We start from the raw sequence: 24,126 nt of genomic DNA, 5'->3' as shown, positions 1-24,126 counted from the left end.
CACGATTTCCCCACGTTAGGAAATCGACTTGCGACAGCGGCGGTCGTAACTGCTTGAAGTACTTGGTAGGCCCCCGGGGACTTGAACCCCGAACCAACGGATTAAGAGTCCGCTGCTCTACCAATTGAGCTAGGGACCCATTTGGCAGGACGCGTATTGTACGCAAAGCCCTGCATGGGGTAAATCTTCCGTTCCGTGTCCAAACGATACAGCGAGCTGCTTACGCGCGATCCCGAGCCATTGCCAGTGTGCAGCGGCAGCCGATCCGTCGTGCCGCGCTGATTTGCCGCCGACGGCGCATGCGCCGTCACGCTCACGTGCTGGATGTGCGCGTAGAATCGGTTTCCCCTACTTACACACTACCGCTGCGCGCCAACGCAAGCTGCCGCGGCGACTCAGGCGAGGAACGTCATGGACGAGCAGCTTCGTATCAATGCGCTGGAATACCACCGCTATCCCACCCCCGGAAAGATCTCCATCGCGCCGACCAAGGGGCTGGTGAACCAACGCGATCTGGCGCTGGCCTACTCCCCGGGGGTCGCTTATGCCTGCCTCGCCATCGCCGAAGATCCCTCGCAGGCAGCCAGTCTCACGTCGCGTTCCAACCTGGTCGGCGTGATCACCAACGGCACCGCGGTGCTCGGCTTGGGCAACATCGGTCCGCTCGCGGCCAAGCCGGTGATGGAGGGCAAGGCGTGTCTGTTCAAGAAGTTCGCTGGCATCGACGTGTTCGACATCGAGCTGGCGGCGAAGGAGGCGGACGCGGTCGTCGACGTCGTGCTGGCGCTCGAGCCCACGCTGGGCGGCGTCAATCTCGAGGACATCAAGGCGCCGGAATGCTTCTACATCGAGCAGAAGCTGCGGGAGCGGCTCAACATCCCGGTGTTCCACGACGACCAGCACGGCACCGCGATCATCTCGTCGGCCGCGCTCATCAACGCGCTCAAGATTGTCGGCAAGCGCATCGGCGAGGTGAAGCTGGTCGTTTCCGGCGCGGGTGCGGCCTCGATTGCCTGCCTCGACATTTTCGTCAAGCTGGGCCTCGATCCGAAGCGCGTGTTCGTCTGCGACAGCCGCGGCGTCATCTACCGCGGGCGCGAGAAGGACATGGAGCCGAACAAGGCGCGCTATGCGCAGGAGACCTCCGCGCGCACGCTGGGCGACGTCATCGAAGGCGCCGATGTGTTCCTCGGCTGCTCGACCCGCGACGTGCTCAATGGAGAAATGGTCCGGCGCATGGGCGACAAACCGATCATCCTGGCGCTCGCCAATCCCGATCCCGAGATCACGCCCGAGGAGGCGAAAAAGGCACGTCCCGACTGCATCATCGCCACCGGGCGCTCGGACTACCCGAACCAGGTCAACAACGTATTGTGCTTTCCGTTCATCTTCCGCGGCGCGCTCGACGTGGGCGCCACCAAGATCACCGACGAGATGAAGATGGCCTGCGTCATGGCACTCGCCGAGCTGGCCGAGGCGGAACAATCCGATGTGGTGGCGATGGCCTATGGCGAAGCCGAAACCGAGTTCGGGCCGGACTACATCATCCCGCGCCCGTTCGATCCGCGGCTCATCATCCAGATCGCGCCGGCAGTCGCGCGCGCAGCGATGGATAGCGGCGTGGCCACCCGCCCGATCAGGGACTGGGATGCCTATCGGCAACAGCTGATGCAGTTCGTATATCACTCGGGCCTCATCATGCGTCCGGTGTTCGCCGCCGCCAAGCAGGCGCCCAGACGGGTGATCTACGCCGAGGGCGAGGACGAGCGGGTGCTGCGCGCGGTTCAGGTCGTCGTCGACGAGGGGCTCGCCAAGCCGGTGCTGATCGGCCGGCCGGACGTCGTCACCAGCCGCATCAAGCGCTATGGGCTGCGCGTTGCGGCGGGCAAGGATTTCGAGATCGTCAATCCCGAAAGCGACGCGCGTTACCGCGAGGTATGGAGCGAATATCACGAAGTCATGGGCCGCCACGGCGTCACGCCCGACGTGGCGAGAGCGCGCGTGCGCCAGCACACGACCTTGATCGGTGCGATGCTGCTGCGCCGGGACGAAGCGGACGCCATGCTGTGCGGGACCTACGGCACCTACGAAGAGCATCTCAGCCACATCGACGATCTGGTCGGCCGCGCGCAAGGCCGCAGCATCTATGCCGCGATGAACGTGCTGCTGATGCCGAACCGGACGCTGTTCGTCTGCGACACCTACGTCAACGAGGACCCGAGCGCCGAGGAGATCGCCGAGATGACGCTCATGGCGGTGGAAGAAGTGCGCCGCTTCGGCCAGACGCCGAAGGTGGCCCTGCTGTCGCATTCGAACTTCGGCAGCTCGCGCTCCAAGTCCGCACGCAAGATGGCGCAGGCGCGCGAGCTGCTCGAACAACGCGCGCCCGAGCTCGAAGTCGATGGCGAAATGCAGGGCGATGCGGCGCTGTCGGAGGACATCCGTGCCAAGCTCTACCCGGCCGCGCACCTGAAGGGCGAGGCGAACCTGCTCGTCATGCCGAACATCGACGCCGCCAACATCGCCTACAACCTGCTCAAGATCACCGGCGGGAGCGGGATCACGATCGGGCCGATCCTGCTCGGCTGCGCCCGGCCGGTGCACATCGTCACACCGTCGGCCACCGTGCGCCGCATCGTGAACATGACGGCATTGGCCAGCGTCGGGGCGGCGAACCGGCGCTGAGCGTCGCATTCTGCGCGCGTCATGACCGACCTCACCGCGCTACTGGGCCAGTTCGGCGTCGGGCTGGTGTTCGTCAACGTGCTGTTGACCCAGCTCGGCGTGCCGCTGCCGGCGATCCCCACCCTGATCATCGCAGGCGCCCTCGCGGCGGGAGGCCATCTGTCGGTGCTGCAGGCCTTGGCGGTCGCCGTCATCGCCACCTCGATCTCGGACTCCATGTGGTACGGCGCCGGCAGGCGTTACGGCCATCGCGTGCTCGCGCTGCTGTGCCGGATGTCGCTCTCGCCCGCTTCGTGTGTGCGCCAGACCGAGCGCACGTTCCTGCGCTACGGCGTGGGAACGCTGGTCATTGCCAAGTTCGTCCCAGGGCTTGCCACCGTTACCTCGTCGCTGGCGGGCGCCATCCGGCTGCGGCTGATCACGTTCCTCTTCTTCAATGCGATAGGGGCCACATTGTGGGCCGGAGGGGCGCTCCTTGCCGGTTGGCTGTTGTCGGACCAGATCGATGCCGCGATCGATTGGGTGGCGGGCATGGGCGGCTACGCGATCGCCCTGCTGGTCGTGCTGCTCGCGGCCTACATCACAATCAAATGGTTCGAACGCCATCGATTTCTTGCGCAGTTGCGCGCGGCACGCATTGCGGTGAACGAGCTTTATGACATGATCGAGCGCGGCGAGGAGCCGCTGATTCTCGATGTGCGTTCCGCGGCCGCGCTCGGCGTCGATCGCCGGCGTATCCCCCGGGCATTGCTGATCGATCCGGATGCGCCCGATGCGGCGCTGGGCGATTTGCCGCGCGATCGCGACATCATCGTATATTGCAGTTGACCGGACGAGGCGAGCGCGGCGCGTGTCGCCCGCATGCTGGCCGACCGAGGCTTCGTCCGGGTTCGTCCGCTGCTCGGCGGCATCGATGCCTGGGCGGACGCCGGTTTCGCGTTGGAGAAGTTCGAGTGAGGGAGAGCGGAGCGTTGTGCACAAAGCAGCTGATCGGCTGCTTTCCGATTGCCAATAGGAGCCTGACATGATCCTGGAGAAGAACGCTGCCACATCGGTACCGATTCACGAGTTGCTGACCCGGCGCTGGAGCCCGCGCGCCTACGATGCCTCTCGCCCGGTGACGCGAGCGCAGCTGGCGTCGTTGCTGGAGGCGGCCCGTTGGGCGCCCTCGTGCAACGGCGTGGAGCCGTGGCGCTATCTCGTCTGGGACCGCACCCGCGACGAGGCGGGATTCCAGCGCGCGTTCGAGTGCCTGAGCGCATCGAACAAGCTTTGGGTGAAGAACGCGCCGCTCTTGATGCTGTCGGTCGCGAGCCCGGACCCGCTGAGCGGCGGCCGGCCGAACCGCTATACCCAGCACGACACCGGCATGGCGAGCATGTGCCTCGCGCTGCAGGCGGTGGCGCTGGGGTTGATCGCACACCAGATGGCCGGCTACGACGCGGAGAAAGTCCGTGCCGCGTTCGAAATTCCTGCCGACTGCACCCCCATGGCCATGATCGCGGTGGGCTACCAGGCAAGCCCGGATGTGCTCGACGAGGAAACGAAGAAAAAGGAGCTCACGCCGCGCCAACGCAAGCCGCTTGCCGAGCGCTTCTTCGAGAGCGGCTGGGGCAAGCCGGTCAGCATCTGAGGCGCCTGGGGTTCGTTCGCGCTTGGGCTCGTTGTCAACCGCGTGCGTGACACGCCGACCACCGGACGGGGACGGTACGTCGCAAGCGCGCAAGCGCGCAGGCGGCAGGAAGCGCCTGCAGGCGTGGTTCAAGAAGTACCGGTAGCTCATCCCTCGGGATGAAACGTCGGGTCGATGTTGCGGTCATGCGAAGTCGATAAATTTCATTCCGCGTTGATGGGATTCGATGGATCGACGCGGGTGAACAAACTTATCGACAAGGAGATGGCCATGAAGCGCAACATTATCGTTTCAATCGCGGCTGGTCTGATGCTCGCCGCAGCCCTTGCCCAGGCGAACGACGTGCTGGTCGCCGGGGAATTCGTGTCCGAGAACGTGATCGTGGAAACGCGCGGCGCGACTGCCCCGGGCGGCGGCTCGTTCGCGGACGACGGCTGGGTGAAGGACGAGTATCCGTTTCCCGTTCATTACGGACCGATCGACTAATACCGGGGGCATTCCCTCGCACTCGGAAAAGCGGCTGGGCTCAGGAGACGATCCCCGACAATGACCCGACCCGGTGGTCCGAGCGTTCGGAAGGAATATCGCCGAATCTGCAGCCGCGGACGTGCATCGTTCGCGGCTGCTTTTCTTTCGCTGCGGGCACTACAAGCGTGTGGGCCGTGCTCTACGTGCACGAGAAAATGCCCGAGCAGGTTGTCTACGACACGTGCGTACGCTGTTCGAGCGTCAGCAGGACATCGTCCTCGCTCACCGCGAGGTGGCCAACATGACGCTCGCCAACCAGCAGATCGGCGCTTCGCCGATCGCGTGGCATGCGGGGGCGCTGCGGTACTTCAAGGAGAAGGGGATCGCGCCGAAGTAGCAACGCGTGCAGTAGCATGAACCACGCCGAGCAGGTCGTTTCCGCGCCTGTGCAAATGACGACAAAGACACCCTCTCCCCCCGGGCGAAGGGCCGGGATGAGACGCAGGTTACCGCGCCAGTACGAACGATGAGAAAGTCACCCTTCTCCCCCCGGGGTGAGGCCGGGAATTCGCGGACCATGGTCCGCTCCGGGCGAACGGCAGCGGCCTGCATGCCGATGCGCGCCCTGCAAGGGAAGGGTCGGGGATGAGGGAGAGCCTTTCCGCAAACGCGTTCTGTCGCTCAGGTGCTGCGGCGCACCTCCGCGACGATCCGCTCCAACCGTCCGACATCCGGCACGATCAAGGCCCGACCGCGTTTTTCGACGAGCCCCTGCCTCGCCATCGCCGAAAGCTCCTTGGTGACCTGCTCCCGGTTGGTGCTGATGCGGCTCGCAATGTCGACGTGCCTGGGCACGGGATCGATGATCGCCGCTCGGCCCTGCAAGCCTGCTTCCTTGGCAAGCCGCAGGATTTCCGCATGCACGCGGTTCTGAATCCCGAGTGTGCTCAGCTCGAACAGCCGGTCGGAGAGCGACCGGATCGTGGCGGTGAGCAGGCGCACGACGTTCGCCATGACGGAGGGCTCGGTTTCCAGCAGCTTCCAGAAAAGCTGGGGTGAAACCGAGGCGACCACCGATTCTTCCAGCGCTTCGACGTTGGCGGACCGGGGCAGGCCGTCGATGGCCGAGATCTCGCCGAAGCACTTGCCGGCGCCGACGTCGCGAAACGCCACTTCCCGACCCGCGGCCGAATACGCGCTGACGCGCACCTTTCCCGATACGATGAAGTACACGTGCCGGTCTCTCGATTCGCGGGAGATGACCTGCTGGCCGGGGTGGCAGGTTCGCCAGGTGCATTCGTGGGAGATCCGATCGAGCGACGAGTCCGCGATCCCGGCGAACAGCTCGATGTTCCGCAGTGCCTTTTCGGAGCCTCGATTTCTGGCCGTGCTCGCCATTGCTGTCAATCCCGCTACGAAAATGACATTATTGTGCCTGTAGTCCCGCATCCGCCGAACGGCCGATGCCGGGGTCGGCATTCGACGCTACCGTTAGGGCACGTTTGCCAGGGAGGGGCGTATGAGCACCATCATGCAACGGGCGGGCGCCGCGCCTGCGGGATCCGCATCGTCACCCGCTACCGGAAGCATTCCACACTATCCAAAGGACGAGGCACGCAAGAGCGCTCCATGGTTCAAGCGCCTCCTTGCGGCGCCGCCGCCGTGGCTACTGGCCCCGGCGCGCGCGCTGCGCGTGCCCAATTTGCTCGGCATTCGCGTCGTCGCGCGCTATTTGGAGGTCACGGAAGTACTGGCCCGCACGGACGTCTTTGCAGTGCCGTTCGGCGACGAGATCACCGCGCTGGGTGGCGGCAAGCCGTTCCTGCTCGGCATCGACGATTGCGACGCGCACGGCGAGCAGTTGCGTGTGCTGATGCAGATTTTCCGCCGTGAAGATCTGAAGAAGATCGGCAAGTACGCGGCCGAGAAAGCAAGAGCCCAGATCGACCTTGCCATCGCTGAGGCAAGGAAAAACCACGAGCGCCCTCCGTACCGTATTAATGCCATCAAGGAGCTGATCACCGGCGTGCCGCTGGAGATCGTTGCCAGGTATTACGGGATCGACATGCCGGATCGCCAACTCTTCGCCGATGCGGCAATCGACGTGAGCGGGCACCTCTTCGGGGGCAATGCGAAGCCGGAGGCCCGCGGCCCGCGCATCGCGCCCGCGGCGGCGTACTTGCACGACGTGGTCGATGCCTCGATAGGCAAGGCGCATCCGAACGCCGACGGAGACAAGATCGTGGAACGTCTGCTCGCCTATCGAGACCCTGCAAACCAGCAATTGGCGCCCGAGGTCGTGCGCGCCATGTTGATCGGGATGATCGTGGGGTTCGTGCCCACGAATACCATGGCAGGCGGCCATATTCTCGAGGTGCTTCTGTGCAAGGAGCAGGCGATGAACGCGGCATGCCACGCGGCCCGGCTCGGCGACGACGATCTGCTCAACCGCTGTCTGCTGGAGGCCTTGCGCTTCATGCCGATCAATCCGGGCCCATTTCGCACCTGCAAGAAGGCATTCACCATCGCCGCCGATACGCCGCGTGCAAAAACAATACCGCCGAATTCGAAGGTGCTTGCGTCGACGTTCGCCGCGATGTTCGATCCCCGGTCGGTGCGCGAACCGAAGTCCTTCAATCCAGGCCGTCCGGCAGCGGACTATCTGCACTTCGGGCACGGCCTGCACTGGTGCATCGGCGCGTACATCGCGCAAACCCAGCTCACACAGACGTTCAAGGTCCTGCTGCAGCAGGCGAAAGTGGGCCGAGCGGCGAAGGACGGGCGCCTGAAGCGGCGCGGCAATTTTCCGGATCGACTCTACCTCGAATTCCAGGAGCCCTCGCGATGAGCCGCCATGCGTTCGTAACCTTCGTCATCCCGTTCGATGATACGGATGGTCAGCGTGCCTGCGCCGTGAACGAGCTGCTCGACGGCTGTGCCGATTGCAATACACCGGCCGGGAGCGCCTTCAAGCGTACGCTCGACGGCTGCGGATTCATCCACTTCCTGTCGATCACCGCGGTCGGGCCCATTTGCCCGTCGGAAGAGGAAGAACCCGACGATCCGCGGCGGCGCGAGAAGTCGCACCTGCTGATCGAATTCTCGTCCGACCGCGGGACCGAAGAGGTGGTGGAGCTGCTGGCCGGCAAACTGGAGCCGCAGATCACCCAGATACTGCACGCGGTGGAAGTGCATCCCGTGTGCCTGCGCTCGTTTCTGCGCCGGTATGCGGTGCGCATCGATGCGCGCCGGGTACGACCGTGGAACGGTAGACTGGCCTTGGGCCAAGTCCACGCCGGATCGCCCGGCATGACCGTGGAGCGCATCTGCGCCGAGCGCGATCTTGCGCGTGCGATTGGGTATGAGCTCAAAACCCTGCGCAACCAACCGAAATGGGGAAACGCGTCACCGCGGGGGCGGCTCGATCAAGTGCGGGAGTGGCTGTGGACAAGTGGCCTGCACGGACGCGGGTCGAAGTGGGTCTTCGCGGCCGAGCCGGCACCGTTGCTGGCCGCGGAGCCCGATCCCAAGCCCTCGTTCTTCAATCCGAATTTCCGCAAGGCCGTACGCGATGTCGTGCTGACCTTCTTGAAGTACGCCCTGTGGATATCGGGTTTCGTGCTGCTCGTGGATCTCTGGATCGTATTGGGACTCGGGAATATTCGGCTCGCGTTCGTGTGGACCGCTTTCTCGGTTTTCGTGATGGCGGGGTTACTGGCTTACGCGGTCTACCGAGGATACCGGTTGTTGCGCCGGCGCGAGTTGACCGACCCGGTGGAGGATGAAACGCCGAAGGCGGATGCGGTGCGCGAGATCATGCTGCACGAGAACCAGCCTGGCGCGGTGCAGAACCATCTGGCGTCTGTTTCGCGCATCAAGCCCGGCCGGCTTCGCTTTCGTCATTTCCCCCGCTTTCGCCATGTCGTTCTTCGGCTCGCATTCATCGTCGTCGGCGCCGGACGCTTCGTGTGCGCACCGGGGTTCCTGGGCAAGAACGGCGTGATCCACTTCGCGCGCTGGATGCGCATTCCAAGGACCGATCAGCTCCTGTTCTGGTCCAATTATTCCGGCACCTGGCCGTCGTACGTCGGCGACTTCATCGCCGATTCGCCGAGCGGGGTCACGGCGATCTGGAGCAACTGCATTGGCTTTCCGCGCAGCGAATCGCTCTTTTCCAAGGGGGCGGCTACCGACCGCGATCGCCTGGTGCGCTGGGCTCGCCGCCAGCAGCTCCCGACGCGGTTCTGGTACTCCGCCTATCCGGATCTCACGCCTGCGCGCATACGGATCAACGCCGCAATTCGCCAGGGAATCTCCTCGGCACTGACCGACGCGGATGCCCGCGACTGGCTTGCCTTGTTCGGCTCGGCGCCCAAACCGGCCGAGCAATTGGACATTCCGGAGATACCCACACTCGTATTCGGCGGGTTGTCGAACCTGACGCATTGCACTTGCTACTTCGTTGAGTTGCGGGAAGACGATCTGCGCTGGAAGCAGTGGCTCGAACGCGTCGCGGCGCGGACGGCCTATGGCACTCAGGACCCGGGGCAGGAAACGGCCGTCGTCGTCGGGCTCGCGTGCAGCGGGCTGAAGAAGCTCGGACTGCCCGATGAGGCGCTTGCGACCTTCCCAGTTGCGTTCCAGCAGGGGATGTGGCCGGAATGGCGGGCCCGTGCGTTGGGTGATCTGGGACCGAATGCTCCCGCGAACTGGGAATGGGGCACCCCGGAATGGCGAGCCCGTACCCCGCGTCCCGTCGGTGACGGTGCACGGCCGGAATCGGGCGCGGCAGAAAAACCCCAGCCAACCGATGCCATAGTCCTGATCTACGCCCGCGAGCACCAGCAGATCGATCCCTTGGAGAAGGAGCTCTTCATGGATTCTCAGGGTCTGCTGCCGTTCCGGAAGCTCGCGCTGAAGGAACTGCAGACCAAGCGTCGGGTTGAGGCCTCCTCGGCCACGCGACCTGCCGATGCTCCGTCGGCGCCTGCGGCTGCCCCCGCGAATGCACCGACATCTGTGCCGGGTTCCCGGCCCCGGTCACGGTCTGCATCGTGCCCGGTACATCCCATAGCGGCCGCGCGGGGCTGGCAGCCCCCCCAGTCGGGATCGGACGCGGCACAGTCCATAGCGTCGGCGGAGCAACCTGGGCCTCGCATCCTGCCGAGCGAGGGTTTCGGCTTCGCGGATGGCGTATCGCAGCCAATCATCCGTGGCGCGCCGCGGTGGAACCAGCGCTACGACGAAAACCATCTCGTGGAGCCGGGGGAGATAGTCCTGGGTTACCCGGACAATCTCAAAGTCATCTCGCCGACCCCTTGGATCGGCGCGGAGCACGATCTCAACCACTACCTTTCCGACATCGGAACCGATGCTTTTCGCAAGCGCCCCGAGATGTCGCTGTTCGAAGCAACCGGGCGGCGCGACCTGGGACTCAACGGCACTTTTCTGGTCGTGCGCCAGTTGCAGCAGCAGGTGCGCGAGTTCGAGCTCTGGCAGGCGCGGACGATGCGCCGGCTGCGCGTGCAAGGCAGCCACGTCTCTCTCGCCCTCGGCCCACGCAGCGTCAAGGTGCGCGCCGGGACCCGACCGCGCGCCGCGGTTGCAGGCAGCACGCCGCATACGACGAAACGGCCGGTATGGAAGTATGGCGAGCGGGTGCGCATCAAGGAGTTCCTGGCGGCCAAGCTGATGGGACGCTGGAAGGACGGCACTTCGCTACTGCGCTATCCGGTCCGACCCGGGACCCAGGACGACCCTTGGGCGCCGCCTGACAACGATTTTCTGCACGGCGTGGAGGATCCCACCGGCATGGCCTGCCCGTTCGGCGCGCACGTGCGCCGCGCCAACCCGCGCGATACGCGCTTTGCCAAATCCAAGGAAGAGATCGCCACCGTGAATCGACACCGGATCCTGCGCGTCGGGCGTGCCTATGAAAAGGACACCGTCGTGAGCAACGGCCGGACGCAGACGAGCGACCGCGGGCTCCTGTTCATGTGCTTGAACGCAGACATCGAACGGCAGTTCGAATTCATACAGAAAAGCTGGCTGCTGAACCCGAACATGCACGGGCTGGAGAACGAAGTCGATCCCATCCTCGGCACGGGTCCGCGCAAGCTGACGGTGCCTACGGAGACCGGTCCGGTCGAGCTGGAAATCGACCAGGATTTCGTCCACACGCTGGGCGGAGGTTACTTCTTCCTGCCTAGCCGACTGGTGCTGCGCTACATCGCTTCTCTTCCCGTTCAATAGGCTTCAGCATCGAGGCGACCTCGGGTCACGGGCCGGCTTCCAGCGATCGCTTGCCAGTGCTGCAAAGCGGCCGAGAAGGTTTCGTGCCCGATGTCGCATCGCATATGCTGGCCGATCCGGATCGGTTGATTCGAAATCCCGCCGGCGAGCCACAGACCGGTCATTTTCGCAATCAGGTCCAGGTCGACCTGCTTCGAGGAATCGAGGGGCATCTTCATCAGCGCCCTGAATTCCGGGACGGAAAGATCGTCCGGCGGCATCCAGGTGTTGCGTTCTTCGTCCCAGTGTGGATGCACGAACGGGCTCACCCGCACGACGTGTCCGGTCGTGGAGTTTCGGTCGGACTGCGGGAGCGGTTGGCCCAACATGACGTGCGCGTGGAAGCTCGCGACGTCCGGCGGATCGCCAAACACGGCGCCCGCCACTTTGCGCAGCGAAGTGACCAGACCGGTACCGGCGTACGGCCTTGCGAACGGCGATCGTGCGCCATCGGCCGCGTTTGCATGCAGGAACGTTCCCGCGCCCAGACTGAGCACCCGAATGTCTGCGGCACGCTCGGGCTCGTTCGCAAGCGCCTCTACCACGGCGGCCAGAACCGGGTTGTTGTAGCCCGCCAGCGCACCGTCCCAGAACCGCCGTCCGGCGAACTGCGCCGGCTTGTCGTAATACCACTTGGGCGGCGTGGTCGAGGCATGGACCGCCTGCAGCAGCGTCACCGGCGCGGTTTTCGCCGAGCTCTTCGCTCGGCTCGCGCGATTCGAACGGAAAAACGACGCGCGTTCGCGATCGTAGTCATAGGCGCACACCAGCAACTGCACCGTGCCGCCCAGGTATTCCGGCCAGTCGTGGATCGCAATTGTCGAAGGCAGCGGCTCGCCCGGCTGTTGCTTTGCGTCCAGCTTGTCCCGCAACGCGCGCAGCTTGCCGTTGGTCGAATAGATACCCCGCAGGTACTTCAACAACGGTATGCCCGCGGTCCAGCGCGGACTGAACATTTCCTGCACCGTCTCGGACCTGGCGTACAAGCCGGCAATCTCGGCGGGCGTATAGTTGCAGCACAAGGCGGCCATCACGATGCTACCCCCGGAATTGCCGGCAACGTAATGGAAATCCTTGACGATCTCGCGCCCCCGCATGTGCGGCCCATAGATCTTGCCCAGTGCACGCGCCAGGATCCCGGCTCTCGTTCCACCCCCGTCCAGCGCGAGTATTCGTAGGGTCTCCATCGTACCTCCCCCTGGATCGACCGAATCGTCGTTACCGTGCTTCCTGCATACGATCCGGCCACGCGCGGGCGGATCGAGCGCATCGAAATGGCATTGACGCGACGCCGATGGCATACTAGCGTATCGCAGGTGGCTTGCGCAGGGTGGCGGCGCACATAAGCTCCTTGCCCGCCGTCCGGCTGAGGATGGAATTCGGGCCCAGATCATGAAGATGCCGGTGCAGCCGATTTCTCAGGTCGAGCGAGGTGCGGAGCGGCGGCCGCTGTCCATACTCTTCTGCGATCTGGTCGAATCGAGCCAGCTCGCGGCGCGACTCGATCCTGAAGACCTGCGCGAAGTGTATTCCCGCGTGGCCCGGCGGGTGAGCGAGGTCGCGCGCAGCTTCGACGGCTTCGTCGCCGAGTACCCTGGAGATGCGACCCTGGTGTACTTCGGCTACCCGTATGCGCACGAGAACGACGCCGAGTGCGCTATCCGCGCGGCATTGCAGCTGGTCGAAGAGCTGCAGACGCTGGTCCTCGCCGAGGACTACGCCCCGCGAGTGCGCGTCGGCATCGCCACAGGACTCGTTGTCGTCGGAGCGGACGACGGCGCGAACGGCACCGAGCTGCGCCATGCGGCCGGCCAGACGCCGAACATCGCGTCGCGCTTGCAGCACTTGGCGCAGCCGGGTGAGGTGGTCATCGACGACAGCACGCGCAGGTTGACCGGCCGCCTGTTCGACTATGCCAACCTGGGGGTGACCTCCCTGCGGGGCCTGCCTGATATGCAGGTCTGGCGCGTGCTGGGGCCGGCATTCGTCGAGAGCCGATTCGAAGCGCAGCGTGCCGGTCAGCTCGGCCCGCTCGTCGGACGCGCTGCCGAGCAGAGCCGTCTCGCCTATCTGTGGCGCGAGGCTGCCGGCGGGGCAGGCCGGGTAGTGCTGCTGTCGGCGGAGGCTGGCGTAGGCAAGTCGCGCCTGGTCGCCAGTCTGCTCGATTCCCTGGCGGACGAGACGCTCACGCGGATACGTTACTTCTGCTCGCCGCACCTGAAGGACTCTCCGCTGCACCCAGTCATCCAGCAACTGCAGCGCTCGACCCGGATCGAGCGCAAGGATCCGGACGATGTGAAGCTCCAGCGCCTGGGGGAATCCTTGCTGGCGCCGCGCGAGGGTGAGCTCGAACTGTTCGCGAGCCTGCTCGGCATTCCGGGCGCGGGAGCGGCTGCGCCGGAGACTCCGCAGCAACGCAAGGAGCGCACGCTAGACGCCTTGGTTCGTCAACTGGATCTGCTTACGCGAGCGAATCCGCTGCTGCTGGTGTTCGAGGATGCGCACTGGAGCGACGCCACCACCCTGGACCTTCTGCAGCGTGTGGTGGCATTGATTGCAAGCCGTCCAGCGCTGCTGATCGTCACCGCGCGTCCGGAGCTCGAGCTTCAATGGAGCAGTGAACCCCATGTCGCGACCGTCGCGCTCGGTCCGCTGCCTCCGGATCAAAGCGCCGTTCTGATCGAGCAGCTGGCCGGACGGGGCCGCTTGCAGGCGGACGTCATCCAGGATGTCGTCGATCGGACCGATGGCGTACCCCTATACATCGAGGAGTTGACGAAGGCCATCCTCGAAGTGCAGGAGCAAAGCACGCAGCGGCTCATGCAGCGGGTGCTGCGGCATAACCCCGCCATCCCGGTACCGCTGCACGCCTCGTTGCTCACGCGGCTGGACCGGCTCGGCCCGGCGCGGTCGATCGCCGAGCTCGCCGCCGCCTTGGGTCGGGAGTTTTCCTATGAGCTCCTGGCCGCGGTCGCCGACGTGCCCGAAGAGGAATTGCGCACTGCAGTGAATCGGCTCGTTCAGAGCGGACTGCTGATCGAGACGCGCGCCTCGCCGCAGACCAGTTACGTCTTCAAGCACGCGCTGGTGCAGGATGCTGCGTATGAGACCATGCTGCGCGCCAAGCGCGTGAAGCTGCACGAGCGCATCGCCGCGGTCCTGGAAGGCGTCTTCCCCGAGTCGCTCGCCACGCATCCCGAGATCGTAGCTCACCACTGCAGCGAGGCGGGGATGGTGGGCAAGGCTGTCCAATACTGGTTGAGCGCGGGCTATCGCGCCATGGCGCAATGGGCGATGGTGGAAGTGATCGCGCGCCTGGAGCGCGGTCTCGGACTGCTGCCGAAGTTGCCCGATTCGCCCGAACGGCACGCGCTGGAGCTCAAGTTCGAGCTGGCGCGCGGCAAGGCCTTGATCGCCACCCGGGGCTATGCCGAGGCATCCACGGGCGCGGCATTCTCGCGCGCCCACGAATTGTGCACGCTGCTCGGCAGCCCACCCGAAGTGCTCGCGGTGCTGCACGGCGAGTGGACGCACGCGCTGTTGCGGGGGGATATGGCTGCAGCTAGTGCGCGTGCTGCAGCAGTGTTGCGCAATGGCGAGGAACGGGCAGACCCGCTGTGGCTGCTGATGGGGTGCAGGCTTAGCGGGGTGACTTGCTTTCCCGCGGGCGAATTCGAGGCGGGACGGCGCCACCTCGAGCGCGGACTTGCGTTATTCGACCCGGCCCGCCGGCCACTGTACGAAAAGTTCACGGTCGACGATCCCAGGGTCGTGATGCGGGCCTATCTCGCCTACATCGCTCTCGCCCTTGGCGACGCGCACCAGGCGCAGGCGCATTGCGAGGCGGCGCTCGATGAGGCACGCAGTCTGCGCCAACCCTATTCGATCGCCCATGCCCTGATTGCAGCGACCTATGTGGCGCTCTACCTGGGTCGTCCCGAGCGCGCGGAAGCATCCCTCACTCAGCTGGTCGCCTTGGCCGACGAGCAGCGCATCGCATACTACGCTGCGTTCGGCACCCTTTTCAGAGGGCTGTCGCTGCTTACGGCCGGGGACGCGCCGGCGGCCGAAGAATGGCTTCAGCGCGGCATCGAGGCCTACCGCGCGACCAGCAGCACCCTCTACATTCCGAGCTTCCTGCTCTGGCTGGCGCAAGCCCAGCACTGCTTGCGGCGCGAAACGCGCGCCCTCGAGCTCGTCGGGGAGGCGCTCGAGCTGGCCACCCAGACCGGGATGTGCAACGACCTGGCGGACATGTATCGGCTGCGCGGCGAGCTTCAATGCCTGCTCGGCCAACCCGACAAAGGCGTCGAGAGCCTGCATGCGGCGCTCGCCCTGGCCGCACGACAGGACGCGAAATGGGCAGCGCTCAAGGCGGCTACCGCCCTCGCGCGCGAACTGCATTCCAGGGGCGAGCGGGCGCAAGCACGAGAGCTGCTTGCGCGGTCGCATCAGGCGGTGCAGGAAGGCCACGACCTGGCGGCGTATCGCGAAGCCTCGGCGCTTCTGACAGCGCTCTGAGCTCCAAGCGCCGAGCCCGATAGCAGCGGGCGCGCTATTCCTTGCATGCGCTGCAGCGGGCAGCGAAACACCCAGGGTCCTTCGCGGCCGACTCGCGGTTGCGTGCCGCGTTCACGCGACTCATCGACATGGAGCCGGCCACCGCGGGTGTCGCCGCTTGTCCGCCACGCGCGGTGCACATGCCGAGGCTACGCTCGGGTCGGCTGCCGCAGCGCAGGTGTCAAAACACACCGACGCGGCAGTTTGTACCCTCTATCGTTCGCTCGTCCTGGAAAGTTCCCGAGTGGGAGTTAACAGCGACGGACCGGGAAGGACCGAATCCTTCCCAAGACGACACGGGGGACGGCAATGAACACCAAGAGCATTTTCTACTGGACCTGGGGCGAAAGCCCGGCCGCGAGTCACCATGGCTTTCCGATCCACCTGACGGCACGCCAGCGCGAAGTCCTGCTGCTGCTTTGCGCGGGCCTGCCGAACAAGGTCATCGGGCGCCGCCTCGGCTTGTCCGATGCGACCGTCAAGTGCCATGTCGCGAGCGTCCTGCGCAGCCTGAATGTCGCCACCCGCCTCGAGGCGGTCGCGGTGGCCTTTCACCTCGGCTTGGTGCAGCCAAGCATCGGCCAGGACGAGACGCTCGTCCGACGCGCTCCCGCGTCGTTCGAACTCGGCGACGCACTGGCTGTTTAGCGCGCGGGAAGCCGGCTGCGTCGGCGCGGCCGGCCCGTCTCGCTCACCCAGACATAAGCAAGCGACTCGGAGGCTCGTCATGACACGCGACGAAATGATCGAGACATTGATACCGGCAATGGTCAATTCCGGAGAGACACTGGCATCTGCACGGCGCCGGTTGTGGCGGATGACTACCGGCGCGCTAGAGCGGGAAATGCTCCTGCGCGGGCTTGCCGACTACGACGATCCCGTGCCCATCGATGAAGAGGGGTACGACGGCGAGGGCAACGGCGGATACGCTGCGCTCGCATGGTCGCAGGCGCCGCTGTATCAGGATTGAAGCTGCCCGCCTCCGACAGCGTTCAGCAGCAAGCGGCAAGTACGTCGAACGGTTTGCGTGACCGCTGCGGTGCAGAGCGCGGATCGAGGAGAGACTGCTAAACTGAGCCGCTTTCGCACGTCCGCAGGCCTTCCGTAGGCCGCTTGCCGCCGAACCGTGCGCGGCGAAAGCTGCCTAACGGGTTAGCGCCTTCGATCCGCCGGGGATCGAGCCTGTATGCGGAGGCGTCGGATCATGGTGAACGAAACGGACGAAACAGTCGTAGTGCTGCTGTCAGGCTTGTGGACGCCCGCCTGGGTCATGCTTCTGCTGCAGCGGCGGATCGAACGGGCGGGGCTGCGTTGCGTGCGTTTTGGCTACGCTTCGGCGCGAATGGGGCTCGAAGAGAACTCTCGGTGCTTGGCGAGCTTCGTGCGGGCACTCGGTTCGCCGCGCGTGTGTATCGTCGGACATAGCCTTGGCGGTGTCATCGCGCTGCATGCCGCGGCGGCGCACGCGCTCGCCAATGTCCGCCGCATCGTGATGATGGGAAGCCCCTATGGTGACAGCTACGCCGCGCGCAGCCTGGCGCGCTGGTCGTTCGGGCGCTGGATGCTGGGCAGAACCGTTCCGGCGTGGCTTGCAGGCACGAGGCCGTGCCCGCCCCAAGGCGTCGAAGTGGGCGTCATCACCGGTACCCTGGCAGTGGGGCTCGGCACGCTGGTCGCGCCCGACATGCCGCGCCCGCACGATGGGGTCATCCGCGCGCAGGAGACGCGCGTTCCGGGAATGACCGCGCACGTCGAGTTGTCGGTAAGCCATATCGGCATGGCGTTTTCGAAGCGTGTCGGGCGTCTGGTCGTGCGGTTTCTACTGCACGGCCGCTTCGAACCGGCGGGACAGGCACAGCCGGCGCTTGCCGTGGACGAGCGTTGCCCGCTCGGACCTAAGCGGGAATCACGATGACGGGCTCGATCGCGCGCGCGCTGCGCCGCTTCGTCCCATGGCTCGCGCTCGCTCTGCTGGCCGGGTGCGATACGGCGGGCTATTACATGCAGGCGCTCCGCGGCCAGGCGGAGATGTGGCAAGCGACCCGGCCCATCGAGGTCGTCATTGCCGATCCCGATGCACCCAAGGCGCTCAAGGCGCGCCTCGAGTATGCCATGCGGGTGCGGGAATTCGCTTCTTCCCAGCTCGGCCTGCCGGACAACAGCAGCTACCGCGGCTATGCCGATCTGAAGCGGCCTTACGTCGTCTGGAACCTGTTTGCAACCGACGCCTACTCGGTGCGCCCGCGCCAGTGGTGTTTTCCGATCGCAGGCTGCGTCGCTTACAAGGGCTACTTCGCGCGCGCCGAAGCCGAAGCGGCGGCGGCGGAGCTCAAACGCAAGGGCGACGACGTCTTCGTTGGCGGCGTGCCGGCGTATTCCACGCTCGGCTACTTCAACGATCCGGTGCTCAATACCTTCATCCACTATCCTCAGGCGCAGCTCGCCCGGCTGATCTTCCACGAGCTCGCGCACCAGGTGGTCTACGCGCAGGACGACACCGCGTTCAACGAGTCGTTTGCGGTCACGGTGGAGCGCGAAGGCGTGCGCCGCTGGATGCAAGCGCACGGAAGCGCGGCCGAGCTCGCCGCCTTCGACCGCTCGCAGGAGCGGCGGGCGAGCTTCTATGCGATCGTCTCCAAGTACCGCGGCCGGCTCGACCGGCTCTACAACTCGGGGCTGCCGGCGGGCCAGATGGCGCAGAAGAAGGACGAGATATTCGCCGAGCTCGAGACCGAGTACCAGGCGCTCAAGCAATCATGGGGCGGCTTCAAGGGCTACGACCGATGGCTCGGCCCGAACGCGAACAATGCAAGCCTCGCCTCGGTGGCCGTCTACACCCATCTGGTGCCGGCCTTTCAGGCTTTGCTCGAGCGCTCGGGGGGCGACCTGCCGCGCTTCTACGAAGAGGCGCGGCGCCTTGCCGCCATGCCGCCGACGCAACGCCAGGCCATGCTGAATGCGCTCAGGCGGCACGCCGAGCTCACTGCGGCTGACCAGCAAAGCGCCGCCTCGCCCTGAAGCGATGTACAGGCAGTCGACTATAATTTTCGGCGGCGACGATTGAGCCAGGCTTGGCCTGGTCGCAGCGCGCGCACAGGAGACAGGCGAATGAAACTCGTAAGCTCGTGCTTTGGCGACAACCAGGAGATCCCGGTCGAATGCGCGTTCTGCGCGCCCGACGCGAAGACGCACGTCACGCTATCGAAAAATCTCAATCCCGATTTGAGCTGGTCCGACCTGCCGGCAGGAACGCGTTCGCTGGTGCTGATCTGCCACGACCGCGATGTGCCGAGCAAGCCCGACGACGTGAACCAGGAAGGGCGCACCATTGCGGCGGCGCTGCCGCGAGTGGACTTCTATCACTGGATACTGGTCGATCTCGATCCGGCCTCGGGTCCGATCCGCAAGGGCGAGTTCTCCGATGCCGTGCAGCCCAAGGGCAAGGGAGGTCCCGCGGGCCCGCGCGGCACGCGTCAGGGCGTCAACGACTATTCGGCCTGGTTCGCCGGCGACAAGGATATGGAGGGCGACTATTTCGGCTACGACGGCCCGTGTCCGCCCTGGAACGATACGATCGTGCATCACTACGTGTTCACTCTCTACGCGTTGGACGTAGCGAAGTGTCCGCTGCAGGGCAACTTCAAGGGCGCGGATGTGCTCAACGCCATCCAGGGGCACGTGCTGGGCTCGGCCGCGCTGACCGGAAGCTATGCGCTCAATCCGAGCGTGAGGGTGTAGCCCGAGCCTTTGCGCGCAAGCCATCGTCGTCGCTGCGCCGTCGCGCTTCGCCGGCGCTTGCGGCCGCTTGCCGGCGAGTCAGTACCGTTCGTGCAATCCGCCGCGTTCGATGCCCGCGAGCACGATCGAGATGTTGTCGATGCCGCCTTCGTCCATGGCCGCTTCGAACAGCGCTGCCACGGTTCGAACCGGGTCCGGATCGAGACAGCGCGAAATCGCCGCGTCGCTCAGCATGTCGTACAGGCCGTCGCTGCAGATGAGATAGCGGCTGCCTTCGAGCAGGGGCAGCTCGACCAGGTGCGGCGCGATCTCGGCCGTGTCGGGGAAGCCGCCGAGACATTGGCTCAACACGCGCGCGGGCAGTCGGCTGAAGAGCAATCCCATGCCGACCGTCTCGCTGTCATCGACGCTCACTTGCTCCACGGCGCCTCGTTCGATCCGATAGATGCGACTGTCGCCGACATTGAACGCGACCAGGCGCTCGGGGCCGGTCACGATGCCGGCGAGTGTGGTGCCCATGCCGTACCAGGACGGGCAGCGCGCCATCTCTGTGAACAGGAACTGGTTCGTTGCGCGCAGCAGCGCGTCCAGGCCCGCGGCTTCGGGCTCAACGCGGGCGAGGCCCGAGAGCATCGATTCGATCGCCGCCCGGCTCGCGACTTCGCCCGCGGGATGCCCGCCCATGCCGTCGGCCACCAGGCATGCACACGGGGATTCGAGGTTTTGCACCGACAGCCACGGTTGGTCCATCGACTCGCTCAGGATGCGGCCGCCGACGGCGATGCAATCCTCGTTGCTGCTGCGGCGCAGCCCGACATGCGTCAGTGCGGCGACGCGCAGGCACAGGCTTGCGGAATCGATCATCGGATACGCTCGTGTGAGATTGAGCAATGTTACTACCAGGGGCGATGCGTCCTGAGATCACGATCGCGCGTTGGCTTCGGCCGCGTTGCGCTTCGGCTTTCAGTGTTGCATCGCCTCGGACCTTCGTTTGGCGAAGGGCAGGCGCAGGCATGTTCTTCCACAACCCGTCCCGATTCGCGACCAGCGGCGCGCGGCGTCTTGCCGGTGTTGCGGGCAGGGAAGCGGCAACCTGCAGGCATTGACGCCGTAAGGATGAGCACGGATCATTCGCTGCCCTGTCATTGCGGAGCTCCACTTGCGTCGCCTCGCCCACATCGTGCTCATGTCGTGGTTGTATCTCGCCGGCGCGCAGGCGTGGAGCGCAATGACCGAACCGTTCCCGGAACTGCAGGCAGCGCAGCGCGCGGCGTGGGAAACAGTCGGCATCCTGGCGCACGGCATGACGGGCAGCGACCCGCGCCGTTTTCCCGGCATCCATGCCTGGTTGAAGGAATACCGCTCGCTCGGCGGGTCCATCGGCAAGCCGCCGCAGAATGCGCCGCTGCCGAAGCTCGACGCCGAGCGGCATGTCTCGCGCAGCCCCGTGTTCTGGCGAGCCTACTTCGAGCAGGCCCCGGGTGATGCTTTCACGCTGCTGTGGCATGGCGCGCTGCTGCTCGGCGGGGGCGAGGCAAGCCGTGCGGCCTACGTGCTGTTGCTCGCGCGCCAGGCGCGGGATACCGAAAAGCCGATTCTGGAAGCGATCGACGGATTGCTGGATCATTCGCAGCTGGTCGTGCAGCGCGGCGCGCAGCGCGTGGCCGAGGCCGCCAAGCTGCACGATGAGGGCAATCCCGCGGCCGCAGCCGCCCGCTTGCGCGTGCTCGTCGAGGCGTGGCCCGCCAACGCCTTGGCGCACTACGAGCTGGCGCTGACCGCCGCTTCCCGCCAGTACACCGATGCGGGACGCAAGCCGCCGCCGCGCGCCCGCCTGAGCATCCACACGGATCTTCCGCCCTCGGCCGAAGTGGCGTCGGCATACGCCCGGGCGCGCGCGCACGATCCGCTCCTGATTCGTGCGTATCAGGGCAATGAAACGCCCGCCGGCGACGTGCTGCTCGTGCTGGGCAAGACGGTGCGCCCGTTGTGGGACATCATTGCCCGCGACACCCAAGCCGAAACGCGCGACGAGACGCTATGGCAGCTTGCCGACGCCTTGCAGGACGCCGGCATCGTCGAGCTGTCGTTGACTGCCGGTCAGGCGCTCATCGGGCGCGAGGGCGGCTACGACCACGGCGATCGCAAGTTCATCGCAGAAAACCTGAAGAGCCTTGCGCCCGGCGCCGTCGCGCCGGTGTTGAAGCGTCTCGCGCAGACGCCGGCGCAGTTCATCCGCTTCGTCCTGCCATGAGCTTTTCCCTCACCCTCAGCCCCTCTCCCAGGGGGAGAGGGGAGCGTCGTGCGGCCCGCGGATGAGGGCAGGTTCCTGGATCCGCTTCGTCCTGCCGTGAGCCGCCACGGTGCGAGCGTTTCTTGCTCCTCTCTCCCTTCGGGAGAGGGGTCGGGGGGTGAGGCCGGGAATTCGCGAACCATGGTTCACGCCGGCCGAACGGCATCGGCCTGCATGCCGATGCGCGCACTGCAAGTGAGGGAGAGGGAGCACAAGCTCGCTTACCGGGTCATCCATGACCGCGCGCGCACGGTGAGCAGGGCGTAGGGAAAAATCCACCACAAAGCGAAGAACGCGAAGTAGGCGTACAGGATGCCGTACACGAAGCGCGCCGAGCGCTCGCTGTAGAGGTAGTACAGCATGTAGAACGAGGCGCCGATGCCGATTGCGACCAGCACCCGCAGCAGCGAGATCGGGTTGCTGATGACCCGGGTGGCGAGCAGCACGAACGCGAGCCAGGCGACGGGATAGCGCAGATTGGTGACGGTCTTCTCCAGCACGCAGAGCAGCATCGGGATCGCAGGCCGGCTCCAGACGATGCGCGCAAAGCGGATCTCCTCGCGCACGTAGCTGCGATCCCAGCGCAGGTACATCTTGCACAGCTTGCTGTAGGTTTCGGGCACCAGCGTGTGCACCACGGCGCTGCCCTGGTAGACGCTATCGTAGCCCTCGGCCAGGATCGCGTTGGTGAGCGCGCGGTCTTCACCGAAGGTGCAGCGTGCGCCGAGGAAACGCTGGTCGAGCCAGGTATCCAGCACCTTGTGCACGATCTGAGCGCGGTATGCCGCGAGCGCGCCGGGGCAGCAATAGACCGTGCCGTAGGTCGACTGGACGCTGCGCTGGAAGTCGAAGGAAAGGATGTAGCGCACGTGCAGCATCCGCGGCAGCCAGCCGCGGTCGCGGTTGAATGCGGCCACCTTGCCCGCCACTGCGCCGACCTTCGCATCGCGAAAGGGGCCGGCCATGGCGGCCAGCGTGCCGGGCTCGATCACGCTGTCGGAGTCGATGGTCACCAGCACCGAGCCGCGAGCGCGCCGGAATCCCGCGGCCAGCGCGGCGCGCTTGCCTTGATTGCGCTTCGGGATCGACCACGCGCCGCAACGCGGCTTCGCACTCGGCGATCGCATCGGCATACGCGGGATCGGGCGCAAGGTCGATCCGCTCCTCCGGGTCGGCGCGGAGATCGAACAGCATCGGCACCATGCCGACGTAATGCACGTACTTGTAGCGGCCGTGGCGGATCATGTAGGCCGCGGTCGCTGCGCCGGCCGCATGGTATTCGGACAGCACCGTCCGGTCGGGCATGTAGCCATCCGCGATCTCGATCAACGAGTGCCCGGGGTAGCCGGCAAGGCTGCCGCGCGCGTTCAATCCGACCGACTGCGAGAGCGTGGGATAGACGTCGACCAGGCTCACCGGCGCGTCGGTCGCATTCGCCTGCGGGATGCCGGAACCGGCGAGGATCATCGGCACGCCGGCCGATTCCTCGTACATCGTCGACTTGCCCCACAGCCCGCGCGTGCCGAGGTTGTCGCCGTGGTCGGACGAATAGAGGATGCGGGTGTTGGATTCCAGTCCCGCGGCCGCTACCGCGCGCAGGATCTTGCCGACGTTGTCGTCGAGAAAGGTCACCAGGCCGAAGTAGGCTGCGAGCGCGCGCTGCAGCATCGCTTCGTCGAAAGCTTCGTCGTAGCACAGGCAGCGGCGCATCGCATCGATGAACGGGTGAACGGGGCGCTCGTCGCGCGCATACATCGCCGGCCGCGGCAGCGCCCGGCCCGCGTAGAGATCGTAGAACTCCGCCGGTGCGATCAACGGGAAGTGAGGCGACACGAACCCCACGTACAACACCCAGGGTTGGTCGCGGTGGCGAGGCGCCTCGCGCTCGAGCCAGCGGCACGCGGCCGTGGCGATGTCGCGGTCGTAGCGGGTGTACTCGGATTCGCCCGGCCCGGCCTCGGGCCCGAGCTTGCGCGAGCCGGCACGCACCGGAAGCTCGTCGCGTATGAGCCCCAGCAGGTCGCCCACGCCGTTGACGATATGCAGCGGCAGGATCTCCTCGTCGAAGCCGTTGCACCCAGGCTCGGAGGACTGATAGTGAAGCTTGCCGATCGAAACGCAGCGGTGGCCCGCCGCCATCAGGCGCTGACCCCAGCTCGGCGGATCGCCACGATAGGCGATGGCGTTGTCCCAGCAACCGGTCCTGTGCACGTACTGGCCGGTGGCGAGGCTGGCGCGCGCCGGCACGCAGATCGGGCAGTTGGTATAGGCGGCGTCGAACCGGGTGCCGCGGCTTGCCAGAGCATCCAGGTTCGGCGTGCGCACCAGCTCGTGGCCGTAGCAGCCGAGCGTGCGCTTGTTGTGCTCGTCGGAGAGAATGCAGATGAAGTTGGTCGCTTGCATCGTGCTATGCGCTCATACCGCCACCGGCGCCGGGCTCGGTGGCCGCAAAGGTAAC

General features: G+C 65.7%; 18 protein-coding genes, 1 tRNA gene and 1 pseudogene. 14 read left to right on the top strand and 6 right to left on the bottom strand.

Going from position 1 to position 24,126, the window contains the following annotated elements; translation table 11 throughout:
* Positions 1-63 precede the first annotated feature (63 nt).
* A tRNA-Lys gene (locus GEV05_14165) sits at positions 64-139 on the bottom strand.
* Between the two features lie 272 nt (positions 140-411).
* Here GEV05_14165 and GEV05_14160 point away from each other — a divergent pair.
* The 5 genes from GEV05_14160 (at position 412) to GEV05_14140 (ending at position 5,183) form a co-directional block, all read left to right on the top strand.
* The gene (locus GEV05_14160) at positions 412-2,685 is read left to right on the top strand and encodes an NADP-dependent malic enzyme (GenBank protein ID MPZ44517.1); all 2,274 of its coding nucleotides are present in this window, start codon (positions 412-414) and stop codon (positions 2,683-2,685) included.
* A gap of 21 nt (positions 2,686-2,706) precedes the next feature.
* Positions 2,707-3,642, top strand: coding sequence for a sulfurtransferase (locus GEV05_14155; protein MPZ44516.1), 936 nt, complete (start codon positions 2,707-2,709; stop codon positions 3,640-3,642).
* Between the two features lie 70 nt (positions 3,643-3,712).
* Positions 3,713-4,318, top strand: coding sequence for a nitroreductase (locus GEV05_14150; protein MPZ44515.1), 606 nt, complete (start codon positions 3,713-3,715; stop codon positions 4,316-4,318).
* Positions 4,319-4,588: 270 nt separating this feature from the next.
* Positions 4,589-4,804: a hypothetical protein gene (locus tag GEV05_14145; protein MPZ44514.1), complete on the top strand. Its 216-nt coding sequence runs from the start codon at positions 4,589-4,591 to the stop codon at positions 4,802-4,804.
* Between the two features lie 73 nt (positions 4,805-4,877).
* Positions 4,878-5,183, top strand: coding sequence for a hypothetical protein (locus GEV05_14140; protein MPZ44513.1), 306 nt, complete (start codon positions 4,878-4,880; stop codon positions 5,181-5,183).
* Positions 5,184-5,467: 284 nt separating this feature from the next.
* On the opposite strand, the gene GEV05_14135 is transcribed toward GEV05_14140, so the two are convergent.
* A complete protein-coding gene (locus tag GEV05_14135; GenBank protein MPZ44512.1) occupies positions 5,468-6,184 on the bottom strand; it encodes a cyclic nucleotide-binding domain-containing protein in 717 nt (238 codons plus the stop codon).
* Between the two features lie 121 nt (positions 6,185-6,305).
* Between GEV05_14135 and GEV05_14130 the strand changes: the two genes are divergently transcribed.
* Together GEV05_14130 and GEV05_14125 are read left to right on the top strand one after the other, a co-directional pair.
* Positions 6,306-7,634: a cytochrome P450 gene (locus GEV05_14130; protein MPZ44511.1), complete on the top strand. Its 1,329-nt coding sequence runs from the start codon at positions 6,306-6,308 to the stop codon at positions 7,632-7,634.
* Positions 7,631-11,038, top strand: a complete 3,408-nt coding sequence (locus GEV05_14125; GenBank protein MPZ44510.1) for a hypothetical protein — start codon at positions 7,631-7,633, stop codon at positions 11,036-11,038. Before GEV05_14130 ends, GEV05_14125 begins: the two co-directional genes overlap by 4 nt.
* Here GEV05_14125 and GEV05_14120 read toward each other — a convergent pair.
* Positions 11,032-12,471 carry a hypothetical protein gene (locus tag GEV05_14120; protein MPZ44509.1) on the bottom strand — a complete coding sequence of 480 codons (1,440 nt, stop codon included), beginning with the start codon at positions 12,469-12,471 and terminating at the stop codon, positions 11,032-11,034. The genes GEV05_14125 and GEV05_14120 overlap by 7 nt on opposite strands.
* On the opposite strand from GEV05_14120, the gene GEV05_14115 reads away from it, so the two are divergent.
* From GEV05_14115 to GEV05_14090, 6 genes are all read left to right on the top strand, one after another.
* Positions 12,470-15,598 (top strand): AAA family ATPase, encoded by a 3,129-nt coding sequence (locus tag GEV05_14115; GenBank protein ID MPZ44508.1) that lies wholly within the window; start codon positions 12,470-12,472, stop codon positions 15,596-15,598. The two genes, GEV05_14120 and GEV05_14115, sit on opposite strands and share 2 nt — an antisense overlap.
* Positions 15,599-15,946: 348 nt before the next feature.
* Complete coding sequence (locus GEV05_14110) at positions 15,947-16,285, top strand: hypothetical protein (GenBank protein MPZ44507.1); 339 nt, start codon at positions 15,947-15,949, stop codon at positions 16,283-16,285.
* A 79-nt stretch (positions 16,286-16,364) separates the two neighbouring features.
* A complete protein-coding gene (locus tag GEV05_14105; protein ID MPZ44506.1) occupies positions 16,365-16,607 on the top strand; it encodes a hypothetical protein in 243 nt (80 codons plus the stop codon).
* Between the two features lie 216 nt (positions 16,608-16,823).
* Positions 16,824-17,552, top strand: a complete 729-nt coding sequence (locus GEV05_14100; protein ID MPZ44505.1) for an alpha/beta fold hydrolase — start codon at positions 16,824-16,826, stop codon at positions 17,550-17,552.
* A complete protein-coding gene (locus tag GEV05_14095; protein ID MPZ44504.1) occupies positions 17,543-18,655 on the top strand; it encodes an aminopeptidase in 1,113 nt (370 codons plus the stop codon). The genes GEV05_14100 and GEV05_14095 overlap by 10 nt, the downstream gene beginning before the upstream one ends.
* 90 nt (positions 18,656-18,745) lie before the next feature.
* On the top strand, positions 18,746-19,375 hold the full coding sequence (locus GEV05_14090; protein ID MPZ44503.1) for a YbhB/YbcL family Raf kinase inhibitor-like protein: 630 nt from the start codon (positions 18,746-18,748) through the stop codon (positions 19,373-19,375).
* A gap of 78 nt (positions 19,376-19,453) precedes the next feature.
* Here GEV05_14090 and GEV05_14085 read toward each other — a convergent pair whose 3' ends face one another.
* Positions 19,454-20,239: a SpoIIE family protein phosphatase gene (locus GEV05_14085; GenBank protein MPZ44502.1), complete on the bottom strand. Its 786-nt coding sequence runs from the start codon at positions 20,237-20,239 to the stop codon at positions 19,454-19,456.
* A gap of 295 nt (positions 20,240-20,534) precedes the next feature.
* Between GEV05_14085 and GEV05_14080 the strand changes: the two genes are divergently transcribed.
* A complete protein-coding gene (locus tag GEV05_14080; GenBank protein MPZ44501.1) occupies positions 20,535-21,629 on the top strand; it encodes a hypothetical protein in 1,095 nt (364 codons plus the stop codon).
* 260 nt (positions 21,630-21,889) lie between these two features.
* Here GEV05_14080 and GEV05_14075 read toward each other — a convergent pair whose 3' ends face one another.
* Positions 21,890-22,801, bottom strand: coding sequence for a glycosyltransferase (locus GEV05_14075; protein ID MPZ44500.1), 912 nt, complete (start codon positions 22,799-22,801; stop codon positions 21,890-21,892).
* Positions 22,743-24,071, bottom strand: a pseudogene (locus GEV05_14070) (sulfatase-like hydrolase/transferase). Before GEV05_14070 ends, GEV05_14075 begins: the two are co-directional and overlap by 59 nt.
* Positions 24,072-24,126 lie beyond the last annotated feature (55 nt).

Source organism: Betaproteobacteria bacterium (assembly GCA_009377585.1).
Classification (GTDB): domain Bacteria; phylum Pseudomonadota; class Gammaproteobacteria; order Burkholderiales; family WYBJ01; genus WYBJ01.
This window is presented reverse-complemented; position numbering and strand designations above follow the sequence as displayed.

Coding starts and splice junctions, on each gene's coding strand:
- GEV05_14160 (MPZ44517.1), top strand. CDS start 412: ATGGACGAGCAGCTTCGTATCAATGCGCTGGAATACCACCGCTATCCC.
- GEV05_14145 (MPZ44514.1), top strand. CDS start 4,589: ATGAAGCGCAACATTATCGTTTCAATCGCGGCTGGTCTGATGCTCGCC.
- GEV05_14135 (MPZ44512.1), bottom strand. CDS start 6,184: ATGGCGAGCACGGCCAGAAATCGAGGCTCCGAAAAGGCACTGCGGAAC.
- GEV05_14130 (MPZ44511.1), top strand. CDS start 6,306: ATGAGCACCATCATGCAACGGGCGGGCGCCGCGCCTGCGGGATCCGCA.
- GEV05_14125 (MPZ44510.1), top strand. CDS start 7,631: ATGAGCCGCCATGCGTTCGTAACCTTCGTCATCCCGTTCGATGATACG.
- GEV05_14115 (MPZ44508.1), top strand. CDS start 12,470: ATGAAGATGCCGGTGCAGCCGATTTCTCAGGTCGAGCGAGGTGCGGAG.
- GEV05_14120 (MPZ44509.1), bottom strand. CDS start 12,471: ATGATCTGGGCCCGAATTCCATCCTCAGCCGGACGGCGGGCAAGGAGC.
- GEV05_14110 (MPZ44507.1), top strand. CDS start 15,947: ATGAACACCAAGAGCATTTTCTACTGGACCTGGGGCGAAAGCCCGGCC.
- GEV05_14105 (MPZ44506.1), top strand. CDS start 16,365: ATGACACGCGACGAAATGATCGAGACATTGATACCGGCAATGGTCAAT.
- GEV05_14100 (MPZ44505.1), top strand. CDS start 16,824: ATGCGGAGGCGTCGGATCATGGTGAACGAAACGGACGAAACAGTCGTA.
- GEV05_14090 (MPZ44503.1), top strand. CDS start 18,746: ATGAAACTCGTAAGCTCGTGCTTTGGCGACAACCAGGAGATCCCGGTC.
- GEV05_14085 (MPZ44502.1), bottom strand. CDS start 20,239: ATGATCGATTCCGCAAGCCTGTGCCTGCGCGTCGCCGCACTGACGCAT.
- GEV05_14075 (MPZ44500.1), bottom strand. CDS start 22,801: ATGCCGATGCGATCGCCGAGTGCGAAGCCGCGTTGCGGCGCGTGGTCG.